Raw genomic sequence first — 23,905 nt, 5'->3', positions numbered from 1 at the left:
TCGTACCATCCTCCCGGAGAGCACGGTACGAAGCCGTACCAAGGGAGGGACCGCGTGACCACCGAAGCCGCTGCACCTGCCGTCGGGAAGGATTCCGACGTGCCGCACCTGTCCGTCGCCATCGTGGGGAACGGATTCTCCGGGCTGGGCACCGCGATCCGGCTGCGGCAGGCCGGCGTCGAGGACTTCCTGATCTTCGAGCGCCACGGCGACGTCGGCGGGACGTGGCGGGACAACTCCTACCCGGGCTGCGCCTGCGACGTGCCGAGCCACCTGTACTCGTTCTCGTTCGCGCCGAACCCGGACTGGAGCCACGCGTTCTCCCCGCAGCCGGAGATCCACCGCTACCTGCAGACGATCCACCGCGAGTACGGCATCGAGCGGTTCACCCGGAACCACCACGAGGTGACCGAGGCCCGCTGGGACGACGGGACGCAGCACTGGACCGTGACCACCACGCAGGGCACGTGGACCGCGGACGCCCTCGTGCTCGGCAGCGGCGCGCTGTCCGACCCGTCGTTCCCCGACGTCCCCGGCCTCGACGACTTCGAGGGCGAGGTCTTCCACTCGGCCACCTGGCGCCACGACCTCGACCTGCGCGGCCGGCGCGTCGCCGTCATCGGCACCGGCGCCTCGGCCATCCAGTTCGTGCCCGAGATCGCGCCCGTCGTCGGGCAGATGACCGTCTTCCAGCGCACCCCCCCGTGGATCATGCCGCGGCGCGACCGCCGGATCACCGGGATCGAGAAGTGGGCGTTCCGCCGCTTCCCCGCGCTGCAGAAGCTCAACCGTGAGGCGATCTACTGGGCCCGCGAGACCTTCGTGCTCGGCTTCAAGGACCCGAAGCGCATGGCGAAGGCCGCGAAGCTCGCCGAGAAGCACATGCGCACCCAGGTCACCGACCCCACGCTGCGCGAGAAGATCACGCCGAGCTACTCGATGGGCTGCAAGCGCATCCTGCTGTCCAACACCTACCTGCCGGCGTTGGACCGCCCCAACGTCGAGGTGGTGACCGAGAAGATCACCGAGGTGCGGCCGCACGCCGTCGTCACCGCCGACGGCACCGAGCACGAGGTCGACACGATCATCGCCGGCACCGGCTTCGCGATCAGCGACCTGCCGATCAGCCACCGCGTGTTCGGCCGCGACGGGCGCAGCCTCGCCGAGCACTGGGGCGACACGATGTTCGCCCACAACGGCACGATGATCAACGGCTTCCCGAACCTGTTCACGCTGCTCGGGCCGAACACCGGCCTGGGGCACAACTCGGTCGTGTTCATGATCGAGGCACAGATCAACCTCGTGATGGACGTGCTGCGGCGGCTGCGGACCCGGTCGGTCGGGGCCGTCGAGCCGCGCCAGGACGTGCAGGACCGCTTCGTCGAGGAGATGCAGCGCCTCACCGAGGGCACGGTGTGGACCGACGGGGGCTGCCGGTCGTGGTACCTGGACGGTCACGGGAACAACTCGGCACTCTGGCCGACCTTCACGATGCCCTTCCACCGGCGCCTCAAGCAGATGAAGACCGACGAGTACGTCCTCACCCCCCGACGAGCCCTGGAGCGTTCGTGACCTACGACATCACCGGCCGAGTCCTCTTCATCACCGGCGCCGCCCGCGGTATCGGCGAGGCCGTGGCTCGGGCCGCCGCCGCGCGGGGGGCCCGCGTGGCCCTCGTCGGGCTGGAGTCCGACCGCCTCGAGCGCATCGCCGGCGAGCTCGGCCCGCAGCACACCTGGGCGCCGTGCGACGTCACCGACCAGGCCTCGCTCGACGCCGCGGTGAAGCACACCGTCGCCGAGCTCGGCGGGATCGACGTCGTCATCGCGAACGCGGGCATCGCCAACCACGGCACGGTGGCGGAGTCGCCCGCCGACGTGATCGCCCGCGTCATGGAGGTCAACCTCATCGGCGTCTCGCGGACCGTGTCCGCGACGGTCGCCGAGGTGGAGAAGCGCCGCGGCTACTACCTGCTCGTGTCCTCCCTGGCCGCGTTCACCGCCCTGCCCGGCATGGCCGCGTACTGCGGGTCGAAGGCCGGTGTGGAGAACTACGGCAACGCGCTGCGCTTCGAGCTCGCCCACCGCGGCATCGGCGTCGGGACCGCCCACATGGGGTGGATCGACACCGACCTCGTGCGCGACGTCAAGGCCGACTCCTCGACCTTCGAGGACACCCTGCGCAAGCTGCCGCCGCCCCTGGGCAGCATCGCCACGGTCGACGAGTGCGTCGCGGGCTTCCTCGAGGGCATCGCGAAGCGCAAGCGGCGCGTGTTCGTCCCGAAGTCGGTCGGGCTGCTCGCGGGGCTGCGCCCGATCACCTTCTCCTGGCTCGGCGACCTCCCGATCATGGCGCAGGCGAAGAAGATGGTGCCGCAGCTCGAGGAGCAGTTCCGCAAGACCGGGCGGGCGTTCGGGCGTACCTCCGTCGGGATGGGTGAGCCGAAGGGCTGAATCCCTCGTTTCATTGAACGAACCCTCAGCGACCTCACGCCGGGGGTGTTCTGATGGCCGCGTGACCGACCTCGCCACCGGACCCGTCTTCACCGACGCCTACTGGGCCGACCCCTACGGCACGCTCTCGCGCCTGCGCGAGATCGCGCCGGTCCGGGAGGTCGACCTTCCCGACGGCGGGTCCACGTGGCTGCTCACGCGCTACGCCGACGTGCGGGCGGCGTTCGTCGACCCCCGCCTGGCCAAGGACTTCCGCTCCACGATGCCGCCGGAGCAGCGGCCGGCGGAGCCCCTGATCCCGGGCCCGGCGGGGCACATGCTCCTGCTCAACGACCCGCCGGTGCACACCCGGCTGCGCAAGCTCGTCGTCTCCACCTTCACGGTGCGCCGGATCGCGGCGCTGCGCCCCGCGATCGAGCAGATCGCGACGACGCTGCTCGACCGGGCCGAGCAGGCCGGCGACATCGACCTGGTGAACGACTACGCCGTGCCCCTGCCCATGCAGGTGATCTGCGAGCTGCTCGGGGTGCCGCTCGACGACCGGGACGCGTTCGCCCTGTGGTCGCGCACGATGATCGACGACACGTCGACCCAGCCGGAGAAGCACCAGGCGCAGGCCAGCCTCACCGGCTACCTGTCCGAGCTGGTCGCGGCGAAGCGGGACGCGCCCGACGAGGCCCTGCTCTCCGCGCTGATCCGGGCCTCGGAGGACGGCGACGCGCTGTCCCACGACGAGATCGTCGCCATGGGCATGATCCTGCTGATCGCGGGCCACGAGACGACGTCGAACCTCATCGTCAACAGCGTCCACGCGATCCTGCGCGACGACGCGCTGCGGGAGCGGGTGCTCGGCGCGGACTCCCTCGCCCCCGTCGTCGAGGAGTTCCTGCGCTGGACCTCGCCGGTGGCCAACGCGCCGGTGCGCTTCGCCACCGAGGACATCGAGATGGACGGGGTGACGATCCCGCGTGGCGCGCTGGTCACGCTGTCGGTGGCGGCCGCCAACCGCGACCCCCAGCGGTTCGACGCCCCCGAGCTGTACGACACCGACCGGGACCTCACCGGGCACGTCGCCTTCGGCCACGGCATCCACTTCTGCCTGGGCGCCTCGCTGGCGCGCCTCGAGGGCGAGATCGCGCTCACCGCGCTGTTCGGCCGCTTCCCGCGCCTCGCGCCGGCCGTGCCGCTCGAGGAGATCGTCTACCGGCACAGCATGCTGATCCACGCCCTCGCCGCGCTGCCGGTGCGACTCTCGCCGGGGTCCTGACACACTGCGCCCATGGGCGACCTGCGCTGGGTGCTGGCGGTGGACCACGGCACCTCGACGACCACCGGGGCCGTCGCCGACGTCGATCCCGACGACGGGTGGACGCGGGTCTCGACGGTCGCCGTCGACGGCGCCACCGAGCTGCCGTCGGTGGTCCTCTCCCGCACCGACGGCGCCGTCCTCGCCGGTCGCCCGGCCCTCGAGGCCGCCCACGCCGAACCGCAGGCGGCGGTCCTCCGGGGCCGCGACTACCTCGGCGCGGCCACCGGCGGCCGCGACGACGCGCTGCTCGCCACCTGGCCCCGCCCGACGACGGCCGTGAACGTCGCGACCGCGCTGATCGCCCGCGTGCTGCAGGCCGAGGCCGGGCGCCGCGGCAGCGCGCCGAGCGTGCTCGCGCTCGTCCACCCGCCGTCGTGGACCGACCCCGCCACGGGGCGGGCGGCGCTGACCGCGGCCGGCCGGTCCGCGCTGGGCGCCGTGCCGGGCGCCGGCGACGCCGAGGTCGCGCTGGTGCCCGCCCCCGTCGCGGCCGCGGTGCGGCTCGGCGGGAGCGGACCCGTCGTCGTGGTGGACCTGGGTGGGGGCGGCACCGAGGTCGCGCTGGTCGACCGGTCCGAGGGCGAGCACGGCACCACCGCCGCCCGGCTGCGGCCGGGCACCCGCACCGTGGACGTCGGGGCGGAGTCGCTCGACGACGCGCTGACCCAGCTGGTGCTCGACCGGGCCCGTCCCGCCCTGGCCGACCGCATCCGCTTCTCCGCCGACCCCGAGGCCCACCGCGCCTGGTTCTGGCTGCGCCGCGGGGTGCACGACGCCAAGCCGCGCCTGGGCACCGACGGGTACGTCGACATCGCCGTCCCGGTCCTGCCGCCCGAGAACCCGGGGCCCGGCGCCGTCCGCATCACCCACGACGACCTCGGCCCCCTCTTCGCCCCGGCCCTCGAACAGGTGGGCGCGGCGACGGTCGACCTGCTCGGGGACGACCGCCCTCCCCTGCTCGTGCGCGGCGGGATCGCGGCGCTGCCCGGGGTCCGCGACTGGCTAGCCGCCCGGACCGGGTGCGCGCTGGCGGGCGTGGAGGACCCGGGCGCCGGGTCGACGACGGGCCTCGTGTGCGGCGCGGCGGCGTGGGCCGCGGACCGGGCGTCGCTGGGTCGCTGACCCCCTCCCTCGGGTCGGCAGGAAAGCGTCGTTGCTGCCATCCGGTGACAGCAACGACGCTTTCCTGCCACGCGGGGTGCGGGTACACCCCACCCCATGGAGGGTGACGCGGTCCACCGGGCGGCCGCGCGACTGAGCACGCTCGCCGGCGCGACGGTGACCCGCGCCGAGTTCCGCAACCACCTCGCGGGCGCCGACCTGCGCGGGGCCGTGCTCGACGCGACGAAGGCGCACGGCAAGCATCTGCTCAGCCGCTTCACCGACGGCCGCACCCTGCACTCGCACCTGCGCATGGACGGCTCGTGGACGATCGTGCGCAAGCACCGGCCCGACGGCCGGCCCGCCCTCCCGCGCCACCTCCTGCCGAACCTCCGCGTCGCGATCACGCTCGACGACGGGCGCAGCCTCGTCGGGCTCGGCGTGCCGGTCACCGACCTGCTCGACACCCGCGACGAGCACCGCGTCGTCGGCCACCTCGGGCCCGACGTCCTGGCCGGGCAGCCGACCGCGACCCAGGAGCACTTCGACCTCGACGAGGCGCTGGCACGGCTACGGACCGACCCGTCCCGCGCCGTCGTCGAGACCCTCCTCGACCAGCGCGGGGTCGCGGGCTTCGGGAACCTGTGGGCCGTCGAGATGTGCTTCCTGCGCGGCCTCGATCCGTGGCGGCCGGTCGGCGACGTCGAACTCGAACCGCTCCTCGCGCTCGGCCGGAGGATGATCCGGCACTCCCTCGAGCACAACACCGGGATGACGACGACCGGGGTGAAGCGCAAGGGCCGGAACCACTGGGTGACCGGGCGGTCGAACCGTCCCTGCTATCGCTGCGGCACGCTCGTCCGGTTCCGACCCGCGACCGGGGCGCACTACGCGCGCGAGGTGTGGTGGTGTCCGTCGTGCCAACCGCGTCAGGATGAGCGGCGTGGAGAACGCGCCGGAACCGCGGATCGGGGACCGTGAACGCCGCGAGGTCGACGAACGCCTGAGACGGGCCCAGGACGACGGCATGATCACGCTCGCCGAGTACGACGAGCGCGCCCGGGCCTGCTACGCCGCCCGCTACCGCAGCGAGCTCGACCCCCTCACCGCGGACCTTCCCGACGAGGGCCCGTCCCCGGCCCCTCAACCCGAGCCACCGACCGTCGTGGCCGAACCGTCGTGGCACGAGGACACGCGATCCCCCGAGCGTCGACGGCGACGACGTCGCGTCCCGGGCGGCGTCGTCGGGCTCGTCGTCTTCGTCGCGGTGGCCGCCACCGCACCCGGCGTCCTCGGGGCGAGCCAGGGCGCGGCGGTGTTCGGCAGCCGGGTCGTGCAGGTCGCGGCCGGTCAGAGCGACGTGCAGGTCGGGGTGCTGTTCGGCTCGACGAAGGTGGTGGTCCCCGACGGCACGCAGGCGCGCACCTCGGGCACCACGATCTTCGGGTCCACGAACTGCGAGACGGCCTGCGCCCCGGAGCCGCCCGGCGCACCGCAGGTCCAGGTGTCCGGCCGCGGCGCGTTCGGCAGCGTCGAGGTGCTCACCGCCACCGAGTACGCGCAGGACCAGCAGCGCCACGACCGGGACGACTGACGCCTCCCGCGACGTGCGCGAGAGTGCCGTTCGCAGCTTCTCAGTGAGCGAGAGTGCCGTTCGCGCGCCCGGGATCAGGGCGGCGGGAAGGCCGACGGGTCGGCGACGGGCCCGATCACCACGACGGCGGGCGGGCGGAGTCCGGCGTCGACGATGGCCGACGGGAGCTTCGCCAGCGGCGCGCGCACCGTGGCCTCGCCGGGCAGGCCGCCCTCCCGGATCGCGATCGCCGGCGTCTCCGGGTCACGGCCGCCCGCGACGAGCGCCTCGGCGATGTGCGGCAGGTTCTCCACCGCCATGAGCAGCACGACCGTGCCGGTGAGCCGACCGAGCGCGGCCCAGTCGACCAGCGACTGCTCGTGCCCGGGCGGCAGGTGCCCGGACACGACGACGAACTCGTGGGTGATCCCCCGGTGGGTCACCGGGATCCCGGCGAAGGCCGGCACGGAGATCGCGCTGGTCACGCCCGGGACGACGTCGACCGTGACGCCCGCCGCGGCGCACGCCTGGATCTCCTCGTAGCCGCGGCCGAAGACGAACGGGTCGCCGCCCTTGAGCCGGACCACCCGGTTCCCGGCCAGCGCCTCGTCGACCAGCACCGCGTTGATCGTGTCCTGGCTCATGTAGCGCCCGCGCGGGAGCTTGGAGGCGTCGATGACGGTGACGTCCGGCGGCAGCTCGTCGAGCAGGGCCTGCGGGGCCAGGCGGTCGGTGACCACGACGTCGGCCTGCGCGAGCGCCTGCCGGCCGCGCACGGTGATCAGGCCGGCGTCGCCCGGGCCGCCGCCGACGAGCGTCACCCCGGGGTTGCGGTCGCCGCGGTGACGCCGGTCGGCGAGGGTGCCGCTGCGCAGCGCCTCGACGACGCCATCGCGCACCCCGGCCGCGCGGCGCGGGTCGCCACCGCCGATGACGCCGACCGTGACGTCGTCGTAGCGCCCGACCGCGGGGGTCACCGCGGTGCCCTCCCCCGCGCTGTCGGCGCGCACGCAGAACACGCGGGCGCCCTCGGCCTCGGCGGCGACCGCCGCGTTGACCGCCGCGGAGTCGGTGGCGGCCACGCAGTACCAGGCGGCGTCGAGGTCGCCCGTGGCGTACTCCCGCTGCTCCCAGGCGATCTCCCGCGACGACGCGAGCGCCTCGAGGGCGGTGGTCACGGCGGGGCTCACGACGTGCACGTCCGCTCCCACCTCGAGCAGCCCCGCGACGCGGCGCTGGGCCACCGAACCGCCGCCCACGACGACGACGCGGCGACCGGCCAGGTCGAGTCCGACGGGATAGAGCGTGCTCACGGACGTGTCTCCTCGGTCTTCTCGGCGACCCCGGCGCTGTCGAAGGTGGCGACCTCGGCGAGCGCCCGCGCGGCAGCGGCGACCAACGGAGCCGCCAGGAGGGCTCCGGTCCCTTCGCCGACCCGCATCCCGAGGTCGAGCAGCGGCTCGAGCCCCAGGTGGGCCAGCGCCAGGGTATGGGCAGGCTCCACGGAACGGTGACCCGCCAGCCACGCCTGTGACGCATTCGGGGCGAGCGCAGCCGCGACGAGGGCCGCCGCCCCGGCCACGACACCGTCGACGACGACGGGGGTCCGCAGCGCCGCGCCGCCCAGCAGCAGCCCGGCGATCCCCGCGATCTCCAGCCCGCCGACGGCCGCGAGGGCGCCGAGCGGGTCGTCCGCCGCCGCACCCCCTTCCGACCGAAGGGCCCCGTCGCTCGATCTATCCGCCGAAGGGCGCCCCTCGCCATCGGCGTCGGCCGCACCCGGTCCCGACCGAAGGGCCCCGTCGCTCGATCTATCCGACCGGAGGTGCCCTTCGCTCGACGGGGCGCCCGGCAGCAGGCCGTGCCGCGCCAACGCCGTGCGGATCACGGCCGCCTTGCGCGCCAGCATCGCGTCGTCGATCCCGGTGCCACGGCCGGTGACCACCTCGGGCGAGGTCCCGGTGAACGCCGACACGAGCGCGGCCGAGGCGGTGGTGTTGGCGATCCCCATGTCGCCGGTGACGAGCAGCCGGTTGCCCGCGGCGACGAGGTCGCGCGCCACCTCGATCCCGGCGACGACCGCCTCGCGGGCCTCGGCCCGGGTCATCGCCGGCCCCACCGTCATGTCGGCGGTCCCCCGGGTGACCTTGCGGGGCAGCAGGCCGGGCGCCGGGTCGATCGTCGCCGCCACCCCGACGTCGACGACCACGACCTCCGCGCCCACCTGGTGCGCGAACGCGTTCACGGCCGCCCCGCCGGCGAGGAAGTTCGCCACCATCTGGTGGGTCACCTCCTGCGGCCACGGCGTCACGCCCTGGGCGTGCACCCCGTGGTCCCCGGCGAACACCGCGACGACGGCGGGCTCGGGGACCGGCGGCGGGCACTGCCCGGCCAGGCCGGCGAGTCGCACCCCGACCTCGGCGACCTGCCCGAGCGCCCCCGGCGGCACCGTCATCCGGGTCAGTCGCTCGCGGGCGGCGGCCTCCCCCTCGACGGTGGAGAGCGACGCGCACGCCGCCAGCGCGTCGTCCAGCGCGTCCCCGCCGGGGTGCGTGCCCCAGGCTCCGTCGTGCACGGCCCACTCCAGGGGTCGGCGCCGGGCCCAGCCGGCGCTCTCCAGCTCCGGCGCGTCGGCGAACTCGGTGACGTGCCCGAGGCACAGGTAGGCGACGATCTCGAGGTGCTGCGGGAGCCCGACCCGCTCGCCGAGCAGCGCCGCCATCTCCCGCTCGCGGAAGAACGACACCCACCCGACGCCGAGCCCCTCGGCCCGCGCCGCCAGCCACAGGTTCTGCACGGCCCCGGCCACGGAGTGCGCCGCCATCCGGGGCTGGGTGGCCCGCCCGAGCACGTGGCGCCCGCCACGCGTCGGGTCGCAGGTCACGACGACGCCGAGCGGCGCCTCCCGGATCGCCTCGACCTTCAGGCCCGCGAAGGCCCGGGCCCGCGCGGCCGGCAGCGACGCCGCGAACGCCGTGCGCTGGGCCGCCGCGAGCTCGGCGAGCTCGGCCCGCACCGCGGGATCGCGCAGCACCAGGAAGTCCCACGGCTGGGAGAAGCCGACGCTCGGCGCGGTGTGCGCGGCCGCGAGGACCCGCCCCAGCGCCGCCTCGTCGACGGGCTCGGCGGTGAAGCCGGTCCGCACGTCCCGCCGCGCCGAGAGCACCCGGTACAGCGCCTCCCGGTCCCCGGGCTCCAGCTCCGTCATCCGAGCACCTCCCGCAGCACGTCGATGAACGCGTCCATGGTCGTCCGGTCCCGGACGGCCACGCGCACGTGCTCCCCGTCGAGCCCCGGGAACGTGTCGCCGCGCCGTACGGCCCAGCCGCGGTCCCGCAGGCGGTCGCGGACGTCGGTCCGGCCCGGGAAGCGCAGCAGCACGAAGCTGGACGCCGGGGCGGAGCCGCGCACCTCGACCCCCGCCAGCCTCCGGAGCGCGGCCAGGAGGTGCTCCCGGTCGTCCCGCAGCGCGACCGCCGCCGCGTCGGCCTCGGCCCGCGCACCCGCCGTCGTACAGGCCTGCATCGCCTCCAGCGCCGGAGTGGAGACCGACCACGGCGGGGCGGCCGCGGCCAGCCCCGCGACGAGGTCGGCGGGGGCGAGCACGTAGCCCACCCGCAGGCCCGCGAGACCCCAGGTCTTGGTGAGGCTGCGCAGGACGACCAGCCCCGGCAGGTCGGTCCGCCCGGCCAGCGACTCCGGCTCGCCGGGCACGGTGTCGGCGAACGCCTCGTCGACGACGAGCACCCGGCCGGGCCGGGCGAGCGCCGCGAGGGTCGCCGCCGGGTGCAGGACCGAGGTCGGGTTCGTCGGGTTCCCGACGACGACGAGGTCGGCCTCCTCGGGCACGTCCCGCGCGTGCAGCGTCAGGTCGCCGTCGAGCACGACCCGCTCCACCGCGTGCCCGGCCGCCCGCAGCGCGGCCTCGGGCTCGGTGAACTGCGGGTGCACGACGACGGGTCGGCGGGGGCGCAGGGCCCGCGCGAGCAGCACGAACGCCTCCGCGACGCCCGCCACCGGCCACACCTGCGCCGGGTCGCGGCCGTGGGCGGCCGCCACCGCCGACCGTGCCGCGCCCGCGTCGGGGTAGGCGGCGAGCCCGGACAACGACGCGGTGAGGCGCTCGGTCAGCCAGGCCGGCGGGGTGCCGGCCCGGACGTTGACCGCGAGGTCGACGAGGCCGGGCCCGACCTCGGTGTCCCCGTGGTGGGCGAGGTCGTAGGCGGCCGCGGCGTCGTCGGGAAGGAGCGCCGTCACCGCATCTCGCCCAGGCGCGCGCCCGAGGCGGCGCGCAGCAGCGCCGCCTCGACCGCGGGCACCGACGCCGCGAGGACCGAGGTGACCGCCCGCGGGGCCGCGCCCGGGTCCCAGCCCTCGGCGTCCATCCGCTCCAGCAGCGCGTCGGTCAGGGTCTCGACGCGGGCGGCGAGGTCGGCCCGGGAACGGACCGGCCCCGCGCCGAGCAGGTCGAACGGGACGGTCGCGCCGTCACCGAGGCAGGCCAGGGCGAGGGCGGCGCGGACGTCGTCGACGGCGCGCGTGCGCCACGTGGCCGGTCGGGGGCAGACGGTGTGGCGGCGCAGGGAGCGGGAGGGACCGCCGGGCCGTCCGGTGTGGGGGGCGTGCGTCATCGCAGGCAGGCCTTCCTCGGGTTCCTCGCCCGATCGGCCGGCGGTCCCCGGGGTGGAGCCGTCGGCGTGCTGGTGGCACCTCACGACGGCCGGAGTCTCCTGGCTCCCGGATCGACGCTCGCCCCGGCCTTCCCGCCGGTTGCCCGACCGTGGCCATGCATGGGGTCCGCTCCCCGGTGACAGTGGCGGGACCGCGCCGGATTCACACCGGCTTCCTCCGCGTCCGTCGACCCCTGACCCGACCACACCACGGGTCGGGGGTCAACGACGTGGGCATCACGTGCCCGACGCTCAGTGCAGGATGCCCTGCCGGAAGCCGCGGGCCACCGCGTCCGCGCGGTCGCCGGCGCCGAGCTTGCGGAACAGGCGCCGTGCGTGGGTCTTGACGGTGTCCTCCGCCAGCGACAGCGACGCCGCGATCTCGGAGTTCGACAACCCCTCGCACATCCCCAGCAGCACGTCGAGCTCGCGGCGGGACAGCTCGGTGGTGGCGGGCCGGCGGCCGCGGGCGCTGAACGGCCGCGGCCCGGTCTCCTCCCCGGCGCGCAGGAATCCCTTGGCCCCGCGCTCCAGGGCCACGCCCGCCGCGCGCGGCTCGTCGGACGGGCCGCCGACGACGAGGACGGCGACGTCCGGCGCGGTGGTGCGCACGGTGTCCAGCACCGCGATCCAGTCCGTGCCGGCCCGGTCCAGGCCGTGCGCGTCGGCCGCGACCAGCACCAGGTCGGGCCGCTCGAGCTCCATGGCGGTGGTGAGCTCCTCGCCCGGTCCGACCCCCCGCACCACGTCGAACCCGGCGTCCACCCCGCGGGCGACCCGCTCCCGGGCGGCGGCGTCCGGCGCCACGATCAGGCAGACGGGCACGGCGGCTCCTCGGTTTCGGTCGATCGGCGTCAGACTCCCACACGGAACCGACACCCCGACCCCCGCCCTGCCGACACGTTTCAGGACATCACCCGTCCGGGTCGCGTGTCAGGCTCCCCCGCATCTCCCCGACGGGCTCCCCCTTCCCGACGACGGGTGGTGCGGCCACCGCGCGCAGCCCGTCGGACGTGGGGACGCCGACCGCGTCGAGCACCGCGAGCAGGATCGGTCCGAGCGCGCGGGCCGCGCCGTCGTGGACCTTCGCCGCGAGGGCGGTGCCGTCGGGGAGCGCGGCGACGAGCACGCCCTCGGCGCCGGACTTCGCGACGGCGCCGGGCAGCTCGGTCATCAGCACGGTGTCGAGCCGGCCGGTGCCCGCGACGAGGTCGGGCCGGGCCCGCATCGCCGCCGCGACCCGCGCGACGACCGGATCCGCCGGTCGCGCGAGGGCGTGCGCGAGCCGGGCCAGTCCGTCCAGCGGGGTGACGAACGCGGGGGCGCCGCAGCCGTCGACGCTCGCGCCGAGGACCGGGCCCGCGAGCTCGTCGACCGCCGCCCGGCACGCCTGCTGCAGCGGGTGGGCCGGGTCGAGGTAGGCCGGGTCGCCGCCCGCCGCGACGAGCATCGCGGCGTGCTTGCCCGAGCAGTTCATGGCGAGCGGGGTCGGCCCGTGCCCCGCGGCCAGGTACTGCCGCATCGCGGCGGCGCCCAGCGGCAGGTCGGGCACGCAGCCCAGGTGCTCGGGGGTCAGGCCGTGGCGCGCGAGGAGCGCGGTCACGGTGGCGAGGTGGACCGGCTCGCCGCTGTGCGAGGCACTCGCGATCGCGACCTCGTCGTCGGTGAGGTCGGCCCCTGCGCGCAGCACCGCGACCGTCTGGGCGGGCTTGAGCGAGGAGCGGCCGTAGACGGGCGCGGCCGGGTCACCCGCCGTCAGGCAGGGAGAGCCGTCGGGGCGCAGGACGACGAGGGAGACCTCGTGGACGGACTCGACGAGACCGCCGCGGGTGCTGCGCACGTGGGCACTCACGGTCGCCATGGCCACCTCTTCTGCTCACGAGGGCTCCGCCCACCTAGAACGCCGCCCGCTCCGCCAGCCGCCGCGCCTCGCCCGCGCGCTCCTCGGCGTCCTCCACGCGCGGGTCCGCCCACGCGTCGGGGCCGTCGGCGATGTTGATGCCGACCAGGGCCGAGGCGGCCTCGGCGGCGCCGGCGGCGAGCAGCGCGGCGGTCACGGCGTCGCCGGAGAGCGCGTCGGGACCGTGTTCGGCCAGGGCCGCCGCGATCTCGGTGACCCGGACCGCGAGCCCCAGCACGTCCAGCGGCACCTGCACGATCGCCTCGGTCGCCCCGGCGTCGCCGCCCGGGGCCCTCCGGGCGGCGAGGAACCCGGCGAACGCGGCCACGTCGTCGTCGGCCAGGACGAGGGCGCGGCCGCGCAGGCCGTCGAGCTCGTGGGACAGGTCGACGGCGGCGGGATCGGTCCGCGCGGCCGCCTTCGCGACCTTGCCCGCCAACCCCGCGGCCAGCGCCGCGGTGATCGCGGCGGTGGACCCGGCGGCCGGGCCGGGTCCCTTCGCCGCGAGCGCGTCGCCGAGCTTCCCGACGGGGACCTCGCCGAGCGGGCGGGGACTCCCGCCGGCCACCTAGAACAGCCCCACGATCGTCCCGTCGGGCTTGACGTCGATCGAGTGCGCAGCCGGCTGCTTGCCCAGACCCGGCATCGTCCGCATGTCGCCGCAGATCGGGTAGACGAACCCGGCGCCGACCGACGCGCGGACCTCGCGGACCGGCATCCGCCACCCGGTGGGGGCGCCGAGCAGCTTCGGGTCCGACGAGATCGACAGGTGGGTCTTCGCGATGCAGACCGGCAGGCCGCCGAACCCGTTGCGCTCGTAGAGGTCGATCGAGGTGTTCGCGGCCGGTGCGTAGTCGACGCCGTCGGCGCCGTAGACCTTCGTCGCCACCGTCTCGATCTTCTCGCGCAGCGACGCGCCGTCGGGGTAGAGGAGCTGGAAGTCCGACGGTTCCTCGGCCGCCTCCGCGACCGCCTCGGCGAGCTCGGCCGCCCCGCGTCCACCGTCCGCGAAATGCGTCGACACGGCCACGCGCGCCCCGAGCGACTCGGCGATCTCGCGGATCGCGGCGTGCTCGCTCGGGTGGTCGGTGGGGAAGGCGTTGATGCACACCACCGGGGAGACGCCGTGCAGGCGCATGTTCTCGATCTGCTTGCGCAGGTTCGCCCCACCGGCGTGGACCTCGTCGGGGTTCTCGGCGAGCAGCGCCTCCGGCAGCTCCTTGCCCGCGACGATGCGGTGGTTGCCGCTGTGGGCCTTGAGCGCCCGCACGGTGGCGACGACGACGGCGGCGTCCGGGGTCATCCCCGACGCGCGGCACTTGATGTTGAAGAAGCGCTCGGCCCCCATGTCGGCCCCGAAGCCCGCCTCGGTGACGAGGAAGTCCCCGGCGTGGATGCCGATCCGGTCGGCGACGATCGAGGAGTTGCCGTGGGCGATGTTGCCGAACGGGCCGGCGTGCACCAGCACCGGCGTGTTCTCCAGCGTCTGCATGAGGTTCGGCTTGAGCGCGTCGCGCATCAGCGCGGCCATCGCGCCGGCGCCGTGGATGTCCTCGGCGGTCACGGCGTCCCCGTCCGGGGTGTAGCCGACGACGATCCGCCCGAGCCGCGAGCGCATCTCCTCGAGCGAGTTCGACAGCGCGAGGATCGCCATCACCTCGGAGGCCGACGTGATGTCGAAGCCCGACTCGCGCGGGACACCGTCCAGCCGCCCACCGAGCCCGGTCACGACGTTGCGCAGCGCCCGGTCGTTCACGTCGAGCACGCGGCGCCAGGTGACGCGGTACGGGTCGAGCCCGGCGGCGTTGCCCTGGTAGAGGTGGTTGTCCAGCACCGCCGAGAGCATGTTGTGGGCGCTGGTCACGGCATGGAAGTCGCCGGTGAGGTGGAGGTTGAACTTCTCCATCGGCACGACCTGCGAGTAGCCACCGCCGGCGGCGCCGCCCTTGATGCCGAACGTCGGCCCCATCGAGGGCTGGCGGATCGCGATCACGCCGCGGCGCCCGATGTGGGAGAACGCCTGCCCCAGGCCGACCGTGGTCGTCGTCTTGCCCTCGCCGAGCGGCGTCGGGGTGATCGCCGTCACCACGACGTACTTGGCCGTCGGGCGGTCCGCCATCACGTCGATCGCGTCGAGCTCGATCTTGGCGACGTCGCGGCCGTGCATCTCCAGCAGGTGGGAGGGCAGGTCCATGGCCGCGGCGACGTCGTCCAGCGGCTTCAGCGTCGCCTTCTGGGCGATCTCGAGGTCCGACGGGATGCTCATGACGGATCACACAAGCAGAGACCGTCCCGGCCGTCGACGTGAAGTGACCTCGCGCCTACTGCGCGCACGCGCACTGAATCGTCGGAGAGAGTGGCGTCCCGTGGACCCGACGACCCTGCTCACCCAGATCGCCCCGATCTTCGCCGTGATCGCGGTGGGGGCGGTCGCGGCCCGGTGGGAGCGCTTCTCGGAGTCCGCCGCCGCGACCCTCAACGACCTCGTCTACTACCTCGCGCTGCCCGCCCTCATCTTCGACTCGGTGGCCGAGGCCGACCTGTCGACGGGCGTGTCCGGGACGGCGATCGCCGTCGCGTCCGGCCTGCTCGCGGTGGGCTACGCCCTCGGTGTCCTCGCGGCCAGGGCGATCCGGATGCCGCTGCGGGAGGCGAACGCGGTGGGCACGGTCGGCGCCTGGGGCAACGTCGGCTACCTCGGCATCCCGCTCTCGCTCGCCGTGCTCGGCCCGACGGCCGGGTTCGCGGCCTCGTTGGTCTCGACGATCCACACGGCGCTCGCCATCTCGGTGTTCATCGTCGCGGCGACCCTGGTCGACCGCGACCGGTCCTCGCGCGGGCTGCTGGTGCGCACGGTGGCGCGACGGGTGCTGGGGAACCCGATCGTCATCGCGATCGCGGCGGGCCTGCTCGTCGCCGCGAGCGGGTGGCGTCTGCCCCGTCCGGCCGCGACCACCGTCGAGCTGATCGGCGCGATGGCCGCCCCGGGCGGCCTGTTCGCCCTCGGGATCCTGCTGCGCGGCGCCGTCCCGGCGCTGCGCGGCGGGAAGCTCGGCGGGATCGCCGTCGCCGTCGTCCTGAAACTCGTGGTGCTCCCCGCGCTCGCGGTGGCCGCGGTGCACCTGTTCGCCGTGCCCGCCCCGTGGGCGGCGGTACTCGTGCTGATGTGTGCGCTGCCGGACGCGGCGACGGTGTTCGTCCTCATGGCGCAGTACCGGACCTGGTACCGCGAGAGCACCGCCGCCGTCGTCCTGACCACCGTCGGGTCGATCGTGACGCTGCCGGTGGTGCTGACGCTCGCGCTCTAGTTGCTCATCCAGAGGCTGCGGCGCTCCTCGTGGGTGCGGGCGTGCGCGATGCGGTCCACCGCCGCGCGCTGCTCCTCGTTCGCCGTGCCCAGGGCCACCGCCCGCTCCGCGTCGGCCATCTCGCGATCGGCGCGCGCCTCGTCGACGTCGGACGGCGTCGCCGCGATCTGTCCGCGCCGGGCGTCCTCGGGCTCGCCTGCGTACCTGCCGGCCATGCTGTTGCTCCTTCGTCGCACGGTGGGCCTGCTGCTCAAGCCCCGCCACCCGCGGGATAGACGCAATGTGCGCGCAACAATCAGCGCTGTGTCCGACACGACTGCCGCCGCCGTGGTCCTCGCCGGGGGGCGATCGAGCCGCATGGGCCGGGACAAGGCCCTCTTGAGCTGGGCCGACGGCACGCTGCTCGACCACGTCGTGGCCGTGGCGCGCCGGGCCGGATGCGGTCCAGTGGTCGTGGTCGGGGCCGCCGGATTCCCCCGGCCGGTGGACGGCGAGGGGGTCCTCGCGGTCACCGACGACGAGCCGGGGCGCGGGCCGCTGCAGGGCATCGCCACGGGCCTGACCGCGGCGGCCGGGGCCGGCCGCGCGACGGCCTTCCTGTGCTCGGTCGACCTGCCGCGGCTGCACCCGGCCTACGTCGGCGCGGTGCTCGCCGCGCTGGGCGACGCCGAGGTCGCCCTCCCCGTGCTGCACGGCCACCGTCAGCCGCTCGCCGCCGCCTACCGGACCACGCTCGGCCCCCGGGCCACCGGCCTGCTCGCCGCCGGCGCCCGCCGCCCGGCCGAGCTGTTCGCGGTGAGCGAGGTCCGGGAGATCACCGCCGACGACCTCCTCGCCGACCCCGTAGTGCGGGCCGCCGACCCCGGGCTCCGGGCCGTCGCCGACGTCGACACCCCGGAGGAGTACGCGGCCGCCGTCGCCCGGGAGCGGGAGGAACCGGACGACGCCCGGGCGTGACCCCGCCCGACGTGGGAGGTTGATCGTCATGACGACCGCGCCCCGCTGGCAACGGTTCCTGGGCGAGTCCGTGGTCGGCATGGCCGTGGCCGCCGTCGTGGTCGGTCTCGGGGCCGGTCTCGGGGCGGTCGTCTTCCGCGAGCTCATCTTCGGGGTGACCCGGCTCGTCACCGGGACCACCGACTACGCCGCGACGCCCGGGGCGCCGCTGCCGTGGTGGCCGGAGATCGGCCGCTGGTTCCTCGTGGCCGCGCCCGTGGTCGGCGGCCTCCTCTACGGCCCGCTGGTCTACCGCTACGCCCGCGAGGCCCGCGGGCACGGCGTCCCCGAGGTGATGCTCGCGGTCGCCGAGAACGACGGACGCATCCGGCCCCGCGTCGCCGTCGTGAAGTCGATCGCCTCCGCGCTGACCATCGGCACCGGCGGGTCGGTCGGGCGCGAGGGCCCGATCGTGCAGATCGGCTCGGCCATCGGCTCCAGCCTCGGCCAGTGGATGCGGATGCCGACCTCCCGGCTGCGCCTGCTCGTGGCGTGCGGCGCGGGCGGGGGCATCTCGGCGACCTTCAACGCCCCGATCTCCGGCGTCTTCTTCGCCCTCGAGATCATCCTGCTCGACTTCACCATGCTCTCGTTCGTCGTGGTGGTGACCGCGTCGGCGGTCGCGAACCTCGTCGCCCGGGCCTTCGAGGGCTCGACGACGTTCCTGAAGCTCCCGCCGTTCTCCGTCGACTCGCTCGCGCAGTTCGGCCTGTTCGCCGTGGTCGGCCTCGTCGGGGCCCTGGTCGGCGTGCTGTTCACCCGCGTCCTCTACGGCCTGGAGGACCTGGCCGACACCGTGTGGAAGGGCCCGGAGTGGCTGCGCCCCGCCGTCGGCGGCGTGCTCGTCGGCCTCCTGCTCGTCGCCCTGCCCGAGATGTACGGCGTCGGCTACCCCGTCCTGCAGGCGGGCGTGGCCGGCCGGTACGCGCTCGGCTTCCTGCTCGTCCTGCTCGTCGGGAAGCTCCTCGCCACCAGCCTCACGCTCGCGATCGGCGGCTCCGGCGGCATCTTCGCTCCCTCGCTGTTCCTCGGGGCCATGACCGGCACCGCGCTCGGACTCGGCTTCGCGGCCCTCGCACCGGGCGTCGCGGGCCCGGCCGGCGCCTACGGCCTCGTCGGGATGGCCGCCGTCCTCGCGGGCGCGACCCGGGCCCCGATCACCGCCGTCGTCATCGTCGCCGAGATCACCGGCGAGTGGTCGCTCGTGGTCCCGCTGATGATCGCGGTGGCCCTCGCGACCGCGCTCTCCCGCCTCGTCTCCCGCGAGACGATCTACACGATGAAGCTCTCCCGCCGCGGGATCCGGCTGACCCCGCCCGGCGCCCGCGAGTGGCGCCCGTTCGGCCCCGGGGAGGTGCTCGACCTGCCCGAGGAGCGGGTCCTCGTCCGGGTTCCCGTCCCCGACGACCGGTGGGCCCCGCCGCCCGCGTTCGCGCGGCTGGACGGCGGGACGGACGATGCGCGGGTGCTCCTCACCGGTCCGACCGACGACCTCGACACCCTCGCCGCGTCGCTGCGCCCGGGCGCGGACCGATGAGGCGCGCGGTCGTGCTCGTGGCGGTCCTGCTCGGGGTGCTCGCGGGCTGTGCGGACTCCGACAACCCGGCGAGCATCCCCGCCGGACAGTCCACGGCGGCGGGGGCACCCGGTCTCGAGAACCGGTCCCCGGACGCCGCCGAGAACAAGCTGCGCCTCGCGCTCGCCGATCCCTGCTACACCGACCCCGACCCACGCGCGGTGTGGCCGCGGTGCGGCCGCTGGGTGGAGGAGACCGCCTCGACGGCGCGCACGGCGGCGAACGCCCTGCCCGACGACGCCGCGGTGACGAACGCGGCGACCGCGGTCGGCGCCGCCCGCGACGCCTACGTCGCCCGCGGCTGTCCCGCGACCGCCCCGGGCGGGACGGTCGACGTGAGCGCCTGCGTCGGCGGGCTCGTGGCCGCCCGCACCGCGGTCACCGGTCTCGCGCGAGCGCTCGGGTCGCCGGGCTGAGGCCGGCCCGGCTCGCGGCGGACCGCGCCCCGCGTCCCTAGGCTCGCCGCCATGAGCAGCCTGACCGACCCCGCCGTCCGGGACTTCCTCTCCCACGGCACCCGCACCGGCAAGCTGGGCTGGACCGCGCGCGACGGCCGGCCCCTCGTCGCGCCGATCTGGTTCCTGGTCGAGGGCGACACCCTGGTGTTCAACACCGGGCGCGACACCGCGAAGGGCAAGGCCCTCGCGCGCGACCCGCGGGTCGTGCTCTGCGTCGACCTCGAGGAGCCGCCGTTCGGGTTCGTGCAGGTGCAGGGCACGGTCACGCTCTCCGAGGACCCCGACGAGCTCCTCCGCACGGCCACCGAACTCGGCGGGCGCTACATGGGCGCCGACCGCGCCGAGGAGTTCGGGAAGCGCAACGCGGTGCCCGGGGAACTCGTCGTGCGCGTCACGCCGACCAAGGTCCTCGCGTCGCTGGACATGACGGCGTGACCGACCGGCCGGCCCTCGCGGAGGAGTTCGACCTCGAGCCGCACCCGGAGGGCGGCTGGTTCCGGCCGATCTGGACCGCACCCGCCGTCGTGAGCCCGCCCGGGTACGGCGGCGAGCGCCCGACCGGGACGGCGATCCACTACGTCCTCGCGCCCGGCGAGCGCTCGGGGTGGCACCGGGTGCGCTCGGACGAGCTGTGGCTCTGGCAGCGCGGCGGCCCGCTCTCGGTGTGGATCGCCGACGCCCCGGCCGGCGGGGTGGAGCACCGGCTCGGTCCCGACGACGGTCTCACCGCGCTCGTCCCGGCCGGTTCCTGGCAGCGGGCGGAGCCGACCGGGGGCGCCGAGGTGCTGGTGACGTGCGTGGTCTCCCCGGGCTTCGACTACGCCGACTGGGAGCTCGCCGACGACGCCTGATCAGCCGCCCTCGGCGGGCTGCGCGGCCGGCTGCTGCGCCTGCTCCTCCGGCTGCTGGGCGGGCGCCTGTGGCGCGGCGCCCTCGGCCGGGGTCCCGGGCTCGACCGGCACGGGCTCCGGCGCGGGCCCGGCGCTCGGGGTCGGGGCCGCCGAGGAGGTGGTCTCCGGCGCCCGGCTGGCCGTCGTGGGCGCGGCCGTGGTGGTGGTCGCCTGCTGTCCCTCGCCGGTCGCCGTCGTCCCCGGGTCGGTCCCGGCGACCGGCACGAACTCGCCGAACGTCTGCTTCGGCGTGCCCTGCACCGCCCCGTTCATGAAGTTCTGCCAGATGTCGCTCGGGATGCCGTGCCCGTAGATCGGCCGGCCGTCGTCGTACTGGATCGGCGTGTTGTCGTCGGTCCCGACCCACACCGACGCGACCACCGACGGCGTGTAGCCGACCATCCAGGCGTCGTTGTTCTGGTTGTCCAGGTGCGACTGGACGGTGCCGGTCTTGCCGGCCGCGATCCGGCCACCGGCCAGTTGGGCGCCGTCGTAGGTCGGGACGTCCCGCATCGCCTCGGTGACGTTGCGCGCGACCTTCGGGTCGATGCGCTGCTCGCCCTGGTCGGCGGCGCCGTCGTAGAGGACCTCGCCGCTGGCCGTGGTGACCTTCTGGACCAGGTGCGGCCTGTGGTAGACGCCGTCGTCGGCGAACGTCGCGTAGGCCGCGGCCATCTCCACCGGCGTCACCTCGGCGTTGCCGAGCGCGAGCCCCGAGTTCGGGTTGTCCAGCTTCGCGGTGATGCCGGCCTGGTGGGCGGCGTCCGCGACGGCCTGCGGGCCGACCTCGTTGCCCAGCGCGGTGAACACGACGTTGTTGGACAGCGTCATCGCCCGCTTGAGCGTGCAGTTGCTGCAGTCCGCGCCCTCGACGTTGCGCACGGTCTTCCCGGGCACCGACTGTCCGTCGAACTGGGTGCTGATCCCGATCGGCGGGTCGTGCTGCAGGGCGGCGAGCATGACGAACGGCTTGAAGGTCGACCCGGCCTGCTTCTGCACCTGGGCGTAGTCCAGGCCCGAGCCGTTGTCCCCGCCGTAGTAGGCGAGGATCGCGCCGGTCCGCGGGTCCACCGACACGGCGGCGGTCCGCAGGTTGCCGGGCTTGCCCTTCATCTCCGCGCGCACCGCGTCGACCGCGTCGGACTGCTTCTGCGGGTCGATCGTGGTCTGGATCTGCAGGCCCTCGGTGACCAGCGCGTCCTCGTCGATCCCGAGGCTCTTCAGTTCGTCCTTGACCGCGTTGTAGATGTGCCCGCGGTCGTCGTCCGGGACGCCGTTGCCGACCTTGCGCGGCGGGATCGTCATCGGGAACGTCGCGATCGCGCGGTCGCCCGCGGACAGCCAGCCCTGCGAGACCATGCCGTCGAGGACGTAGGCCCACCGGCGCTGCGACCCCTGCAGGTTCACCGCGGGGTCCCACTGCGACGGAGCCTGGATGAGCCCCGCGATCATCGCGCCCTCGGCCGGGGTGAGCTGGTCGACCGACTTGGCGAAGTACGCCTGCGACGCCGCCTGGATCCCGTACGCGCCGCGGCCGAAGTAGATGCTGTTGAGGTAGTCCTCGAGCACCTGGTCCTTCGAGTACTCCTGCGTGATCTTCGCCGAGATGATCAGTTCCTTGAACTTGCGGAAGTACGAGTGCTCGGACCCGACCATCGCGTTCTTCACGTACTGCTGCGTGATCGTCGACCCGCCGCCCTGCCCGCCCGTGACCTGCTTCCAGGCGGCCTTCGCGATGCCGGAGACGTCGAAGCCGGAGTTCGTGTAGAAGGTGCGGTCCTCCGCGGAGAGCACCGCGTGCTGCACCGGCAGCGGGATCTGCGCGATCGACACCTTCTGCCGGTTGCCCTGCTCGCCGGGCGCGACGCGGGCGAGCACCGTGCCGTCGGAGAACGACACCGTGTTCAACTGGCTCTCGACCGCCGAGTCCGCGTTCGGCACCGGGATCAGCAGCCAGCCGAGGGTCAGCGTCAGGATCGGGACGCCGACGCACGTGGCCAGCATCGCGTAGCCCATCCGGCGGCGGCGACGCCACAGCCGCGCCGCGACCGGCAGCGACTCGCCGTCCTTGCCGTCGAGGTAGCGCTGCACGTACCCGTCGATCCGGTGGCCGGCGCGGACGAGGTGCTCCCCGCCCGGCCAGTGCACGACCTTCGCGGCCACCGCCGCGAGCAGGGTCGCGACGGCGGCGGCGATCCGCCCGCGCGGCGGGGCGGCACGGTCGTCGCGGCTCGGCACCGCGGACGGCGTGATCCGCGTCCGCCCCGGCAGAGCTTTCGGGCCCGCCTTCGGGCCCGCCTTCGAGCCCGCCCTGGCACCCGTCGCCCGGCGCCCGGCGGCCCGGGAGAGCCCGTCCCGGCCGGCCGCCCGACGCTCGGCGCGGGTCTGCATCGACTGCGGCGTCGTGGTGGTGCGGCGGGTCGACGTGGTGGTGGTGGATGCGGTGCCGGTGGTGGTCGCCGACGCCGCGCGGGTCGGCTCGGCCGTCCCGTTCTCCGTGCCGTCCTTCCCGACGGCGGGTGCGATGGCCGTGCCGTCGGGCGTACGGCGGGGCGTGGGCCCGTCCTGACCCTCGGGCGCCGAGGGTGCTCGCCGGTCGTCGACCGACGCGTCGGGCCGGACGGGCGCCGAGGACCGGGAGCCGGTCGACGGGGCGTCGGGCCGCTGCGAACCCGTCGGTCGGGCCGGGACGGCCGTGCCCGGGCCGGGACCGGCGGCGCCCGGACGCTGCGGGCCCGCCGGCCGGGCCGGAGCTCCCGGCGCTCCCGGGGCTCCCGGAGCGGCGGCCCCAGGTCCGGCGGGCGCGGGAGGCGTCCCGGGACCGGCGGGGCGGGCCGGCGCGGGCGCCGGGGCCGTGGCAGCGCGGGCGGTCGGTGGGACGGGGGCACCGGGCCGCACCGGGGCCGACCCGGTGACGGGCCGGTTCGGCGTCGCGGGGCCGGCCGGCCGGGCCGCGCCACCGGGGCGGGCGGGGGGCGGGACGACGGGACGGGGCTGCGGCCCGGAGTCGGTGCGCGCGCCGGGCACCGCGCGCGCCCCGGTCAGCCCGGTCGGTGCGGGCTGCGAGCCGGGGAAGGAGGGGTGGCCGACCGGGCGACGGGCCGGGGTCGACGGGACCGCCGGGCGGGCCGGCCCCTGCCCGCCCGGACGCTCCGGCAGCGGCCGCGCCGGGGGCGGCGGCACCGTGGGCGGCTGCTGCAGGGCCGTGGAGGTCGACCCGCCGCGGGAGGACCGCGAGCCGGTCAGCAGGCCGGCGGCGTGGGTGCGGCGCTCGGGCTCGGCGTGCCGCCCCGGCGCGTCGACGGCGGCCGCCGTGCGGAAGGAGGTCGCGGACAACGCGTTCGGGAAGCCGACCGGCGGCGAGGGCGGCGCCGGGTCGTCCGCGGGGCGCGGCCGGAAGATCTCGCCGTAGTCGCGGTCACGGTCCGTCGCATCGAGGTCGGGCGCCGGGGGCGGGGGCACCTCGTGCGGTGCCGGACGCTCGTGACGCGAGGCCCGCGAGTGCGCTCCCGCCACTGCTCCACCTCCCGCGTCCCACGCCGGCGGGTCGACCCGCCGATCTCGATTGGATCACGATCCGGTCACTGTCCGAACCCGGTCCCCTGCGCTGGACACCGGCACCACCAGGGACCGCCGCGCAGGCCATCCCGTCGGGGTCAACGGCAGCCGGA

General features: G+C 75.3%; 22 protein-coding genes and 1 riboswitch. Of the genes, 12 read left to right on the top strand and 10 right to left on the bottom strand.

Annotated elements, in window-relative coordinates; translation table 11 throughout:
• The first annotated feature begins 54 nt into the window (after positions 1 to 54).
• The 6 genes from QSK00_RS12240 to QSK00_RS12215 all read left to right on the top strand — a co-directional run bounded on the left by QSK00_RS12240 (position 55) and on the right by QSK00_RS12215 (position 6,457).
• Positions 55 to 1,572, top strand: a complete 1,518-nt coding sequence (locus tag QSK00_RS12240) for a flavin-containing monooxygenase (RefSeq protein WP_285590960.1) — start codon at positions 55 to 57, stop codon at positions 1,570 to 1,572.
• Complete coding sequence (locus QSK00_RS12235; protein WP_285590956.1) at positions 1,569 to 2,453, top strand: SDR family oxidoreductase; 885 nt, start codon at positions 1,569 to 1,571, stop codon at positions 2,451 to 2,453. Before QSK00_RS12240 ends, QSK00_RS12235 begins: the two co-directional genes overlap by 4 nt.
• A 61-nt stretch (positions 2,454 to 2,514) precedes the next feature.
• Positions 2,515 to 3,720 carry a cytochrome P450 family protein gene (locus QSK00_RS12230; protein ID WP_285590954.1) on the top strand — a complete coding sequence of 402 codons (1,206 nt, stop codon included), beginning with the start codon at positions 2,515 to 2,517 and terminating at the stop codon, positions 3,718 to 3,720.
• A gap of 12 nt (positions 3,721 to 3,732) precedes the next feature.
• A complete protein-coding gene (locus QSK00_RS12225; protein ID WP_285590953.1) occupies positions 3,733 to 4,884 on the top strand; it encodes a hypothetical protein in 1,152 nt (383 codons plus the stop codon).
• Between the two features lie 96 nt (positions 4,885 to 4,980).
• Positions 4,981 to 5,844, top strand: coding sequence for a DNA-formamidopyrimidine glycosylase family protein (locus QSK00_RS12220; RefSeq protein ID WP_285590951.1), 864 nt, complete (start codon positions 4,981 to 4,983; stop codon positions 5,842 to 5,844).
• Positions 5,807 to 6,457 carry a DUF1707 SHOCT-like domain-containing protein gene (locus QSK00_RS12215; RefSeq protein ID WP_285590949.1) on the top strand — a complete coding sequence of 217 codons (651 nt, stop codon included), beginning with the start codon at positions 5,807 to 5,809 and terminating at the stop codon, positions 6,455 to 6,457. The genes QSK00_RS12220 and QSK00_RS12215 overlap by 38 nt, the downstream gene beginning before the upstream one ends.
• 74 nt (positions 6,458 to 6,531) lie before the next feature.
• Here the strand turns inward: QSK00_RS12215 and cobA are convergent, their stop codons facing one another.
• From cobA to QSK00_RS12175, 8 genes are all read right to left on the bottom strand, one after another.
• A complete protein-coding gene (gene cobA / locus QSK00_RS12210) occupies positions 6,532 to 7,749 on the bottom strand; it encodes a uroporphyrinogen-III C-methyltransferase (RefSeq protein ID WP_285590948.1) in 1,218 nt (405 codons plus the stop codon).
• Positions 7,746 to 9,644, bottom strand: a complete 1,899-nt coding sequence (bluB, locus tag QSK00_RS12205) for a 5,6-dimethylbenzimidazole synthase (RefSeq protein ID WP_285590946.1) — start codon at positions 9,642 to 9,644, stop codon at positions 7,746 to 7,748. The genes cobA and bluB overlap by 4 nt, the downstream gene beginning before the upstream one ends.
• Positions 9,641 to 10,693 (bottom strand): Rv2231c family histidinol phosphate aminotransferase CobC, encoded by a 1,053-nt coding sequence (gene cobC / locus QSK00_RS12200; RefSeq protein WP_285590944.1) that lies wholly within the window; start codon positions 10,691 to 10,693, stop codon positions 9,641 to 9,643. The genes bluB and cobC overlap by 4 nt, the downstream gene beginning before the upstream one ends.
• The gene (locus tag QSK00_RS12195; RefSeq protein WP_285590941.1) at positions 10,690 to 11,067 is read right to left on the bottom strand and encodes a hypothetical protein; all 378 of its coding nucleotides are present in this window, start codon (positions 11,065 to 11,067) and stop codon (positions 10,690 to 10,692) included. The genes cobC and QSK00_RS12195 overlap by 4 nt, the downstream gene beginning before the upstream one ends.
• 93 nt (positions 11,068 to 11,160) lie before the next feature.
• Positions 11,161 to 11,284: riboswitch (cobalamin riboswitch) on the bottom strand.
• Positions 11,285 to 11,358: 74 nt separating this feature from the next.
• Positions 11,359 to 11,931: a response regulator transcription factor gene (locus QSK00_RS30415; protein ID WP_352231129.1), complete on the bottom strand. Its 573-nt coding sequence runs from the start codon at positions 11,929 to 11,931 to the stop codon at positions 11,359 to 11,361.
• Between the two features lie 88 nt (positions 11,932 to 12,019).
• Complete coding sequence (locus tag QSK00_RS12185) at positions 12,020 to 12,967, bottom strand: asparaginase (protein ID WP_285590940.1); 948 nt, start codon at positions 12,965 to 12,967, stop codon at positions 12,020 to 12,022.
• A 34-nt stretch (positions 12,968 to 13,001) separates the two neighbouring features.
• On the bottom strand, positions 13,002 to 13,574 hold the full coding sequence (locus tag QSK00_RS12180; protein WP_285590938.1) for a cyclodeaminase/cyclohydrolase family protein: 573 nt from the start codon (positions 13,572 to 13,574) through the stop codon (positions 13,002 to 13,004).
• On the bottom strand, positions 13,575 to 15,272 hold the full coding sequence (locus tag QSK00_RS12175; protein WP_285590936.1) for a formate--tetrahydrofolate ligase: 1,698 nt from the start codon (positions 15,270 to 15,272) through the stop codon (positions 13,575 to 13,577).
• A gap of 100 nt (positions 15,273 to 15,372) precedes the next feature.
• On the opposite strand from QSK00_RS12175, the gene QSK00_RS12170 reads away from it, so the two are divergent.
• A complete protein-coding gene (locus QSK00_RS12170) occupies positions 15,373 to 16,314 on the top strand; it encodes an AEC family transporter (RefSeq protein WP_285590934.1) in 942 nt (313 codons plus the stop codon).
• Here the strand turns inward: QSK00_RS12170 and QSK00_RS12165 are convergent.
• Complete coding sequence (locus QSK00_RS12165; RefSeq protein ID WP_285590931.1) at positions 16,311 to 16,529, bottom strand: hypothetical protein; 219 nt, start codon at positions 16,527 to 16,529, stop codon at positions 16,311 to 16,313. The two genes, QSK00_RS12170 and QSK00_RS12165, sit on opposite strands and share 4 nt — an antisense overlap.
• 88 nt (positions 16,530 to 16,617) lie before the next feature.
• Here QSK00_RS12165 and mobA point away from each other — a divergent pair, with 88 nt between their 5' ends.
• Genes mobA through QSK00_RS12140 form a run of 5 tightly spaced genes read left to right on the top strand, consistent with a single transcriptional unit; the run spans position 16,618 to position 20,195 of the window.
• Positions 16,618 to 17,271, top strand: a complete 654-nt coding sequence (gene mobA, locus QSK00_RS12160) for a molybdenum cofactor guanylyltransferase (protein WP_285590930.1) — start codon at positions 16,618 to 16,620, stop codon at positions 17,269 to 17,271.
• Between the two features lie 28 nt (positions 17,272 to 17,299).
• Positions 17,300 to 18,847 carry a chloride channel protein gene (locus QSK00_RS12155; RefSeq protein ID WP_285590929.1) on the top strand — a complete coding sequence of 516 codons (1,548 nt, stop codon included), beginning with the start codon at positions 17,300 to 17,302 and terminating at the stop codon, positions 18,845 to 18,847.
• Positions 18,844 to 19,302, top strand: coding sequence for a hypothetical protein (locus QSK00_RS12150; RefSeq protein ID WP_285590928.1), 459 nt, complete (start codon positions 18,844 to 18,846; stop codon positions 19,300 to 19,302). The genes QSK00_RS12155 and QSK00_RS12150 overlap by 4 nt, the downstream gene beginning before the upstream one ends.
• 51 nt (positions 19,303 to 19,353) lie before the next feature.
• Positions 19,354 to 19,779, top strand: coding sequence for a PPOX class F420-dependent oxidoreductase (locus QSK00_RS12145; RefSeq protein ID WP_285590927.1), 426 nt, complete (start codon positions 19,354 to 19,356; stop codon positions 19,777 to 19,779).
• The gene (locus QSK00_RS12140) at positions 19,776 to 20,195 is read left to right on the top strand and encodes a cupin domain-containing protein (protein ID WP_285590923.1); all 420 of its coding nucleotides are present in this window, start codon (positions 19,776 to 19,778) and stop codon (positions 20,193 to 20,195) included. Before QSK00_RS12145 ends, QSK00_RS12140 begins: the two co-directional genes overlap by 4 nt.
• Here QSK00_RS12140 and QSK00_RS12135 read toward each other — a convergent pair whose 3' ends face one another.
• On the bottom strand, positions 20,196 to 23,750 hold the full coding sequence (locus QSK00_RS12135; RefSeq protein WP_285590920.1) for a transglycosylase domain-containing protein: 3,555 nt from the start codon (positions 23,748 to 23,750) through the stop codon (positions 20,196 to 20,198).
• Between the last annotated feature and the right edge of the window lie 155 nt (positions 23,751 to 23,905).

It is taken from the genome of Actinomycetospora sp. NBRC 106378 (assembly GCF_030269685.1).
Lineage (GTDB): Bacteria > Actinomycetota > Actinomycetes > Mycobacteriales > Pseudonocardiaceae > Actinomycetospora.
This window is presented reverse-complemented; position numbering and strand designations above follow the sequence as displayed.

Excerpts from the sequence above, each read along its gene's own strand:
- QSK00_RS12225 (WP_285590953.1), top strand. The coding sequence starts at position 3,733 with ATGGGCGACCTGCGCTGGGTGCTGGCGGTGGACCACGGCACCTCGACG.
- QSK00_RS12220 (WP_285590951.1), top strand. The coding sequence starts at position 4,981 with ATGGAGGGTGACGCGGTCCACCGGGCGGCCGCGCGACTGAGCACGCTC.
- bluB (WP_285590946.1), bottom strand. The coding sequence starts at position 9,644 with ATGACGGAGCTGGAGCCCGGGGACCGGGAGGCGCTGTACCGGGTGCTC.
- QSK00_RS12195 (WP_285590941.1), bottom strand. The coding sequence starts at position 11,067 with ATGACGCACGCCCCCCACACCGGACGGCCCGGCGGTCCCTCCCGCTCC.
- QSK00_RS12185 (WP_285590940.1), bottom strand. The coding sequence starts at position 12,967 with ATGGCGACCGTGAGTGCCCACGTGCGCAGCACCCGCGGCGGTCTCGTC.
- QSK00_RS12175 (WP_285590936.1), bottom strand. The coding sequence starts at position 15,272 with ATGAGCATCCCGTCGGACCTCGAGATCGCCCAGAAGGCGACGCTGAAG.
- QSK00_RS12165 (WP_285590931.1), bottom strand. The coding sequence starts at position 16,529 with ATGGCCGGCAGGTACGCAGGCGAGCCCGAGGACGCCCGGCGCGGACAG.
- QSK00_RS12155 (WP_285590929.1), top strand. The coding sequence starts at position 17,300 with ATGACGACCGCGCCCCGCTGGCAACGGTTCCTGGGCGAGTCCGTGGTC.
- QSK00_RS12150 (WP_285590928.1), top strand. The coding sequence starts at position 18,844 with ATGAGGCGCGCGGTCGTGCTCGTGGCGGTCCTGCTCGGGGTGCTCGCG.
- QSK00_RS12145 (WP_285590927.1), top strand. The coding sequence starts at position 19,354 with ATGAGCAGCCTGACCGACCCCGCCGTCCGGGACTTCCTCTCCCACGGC.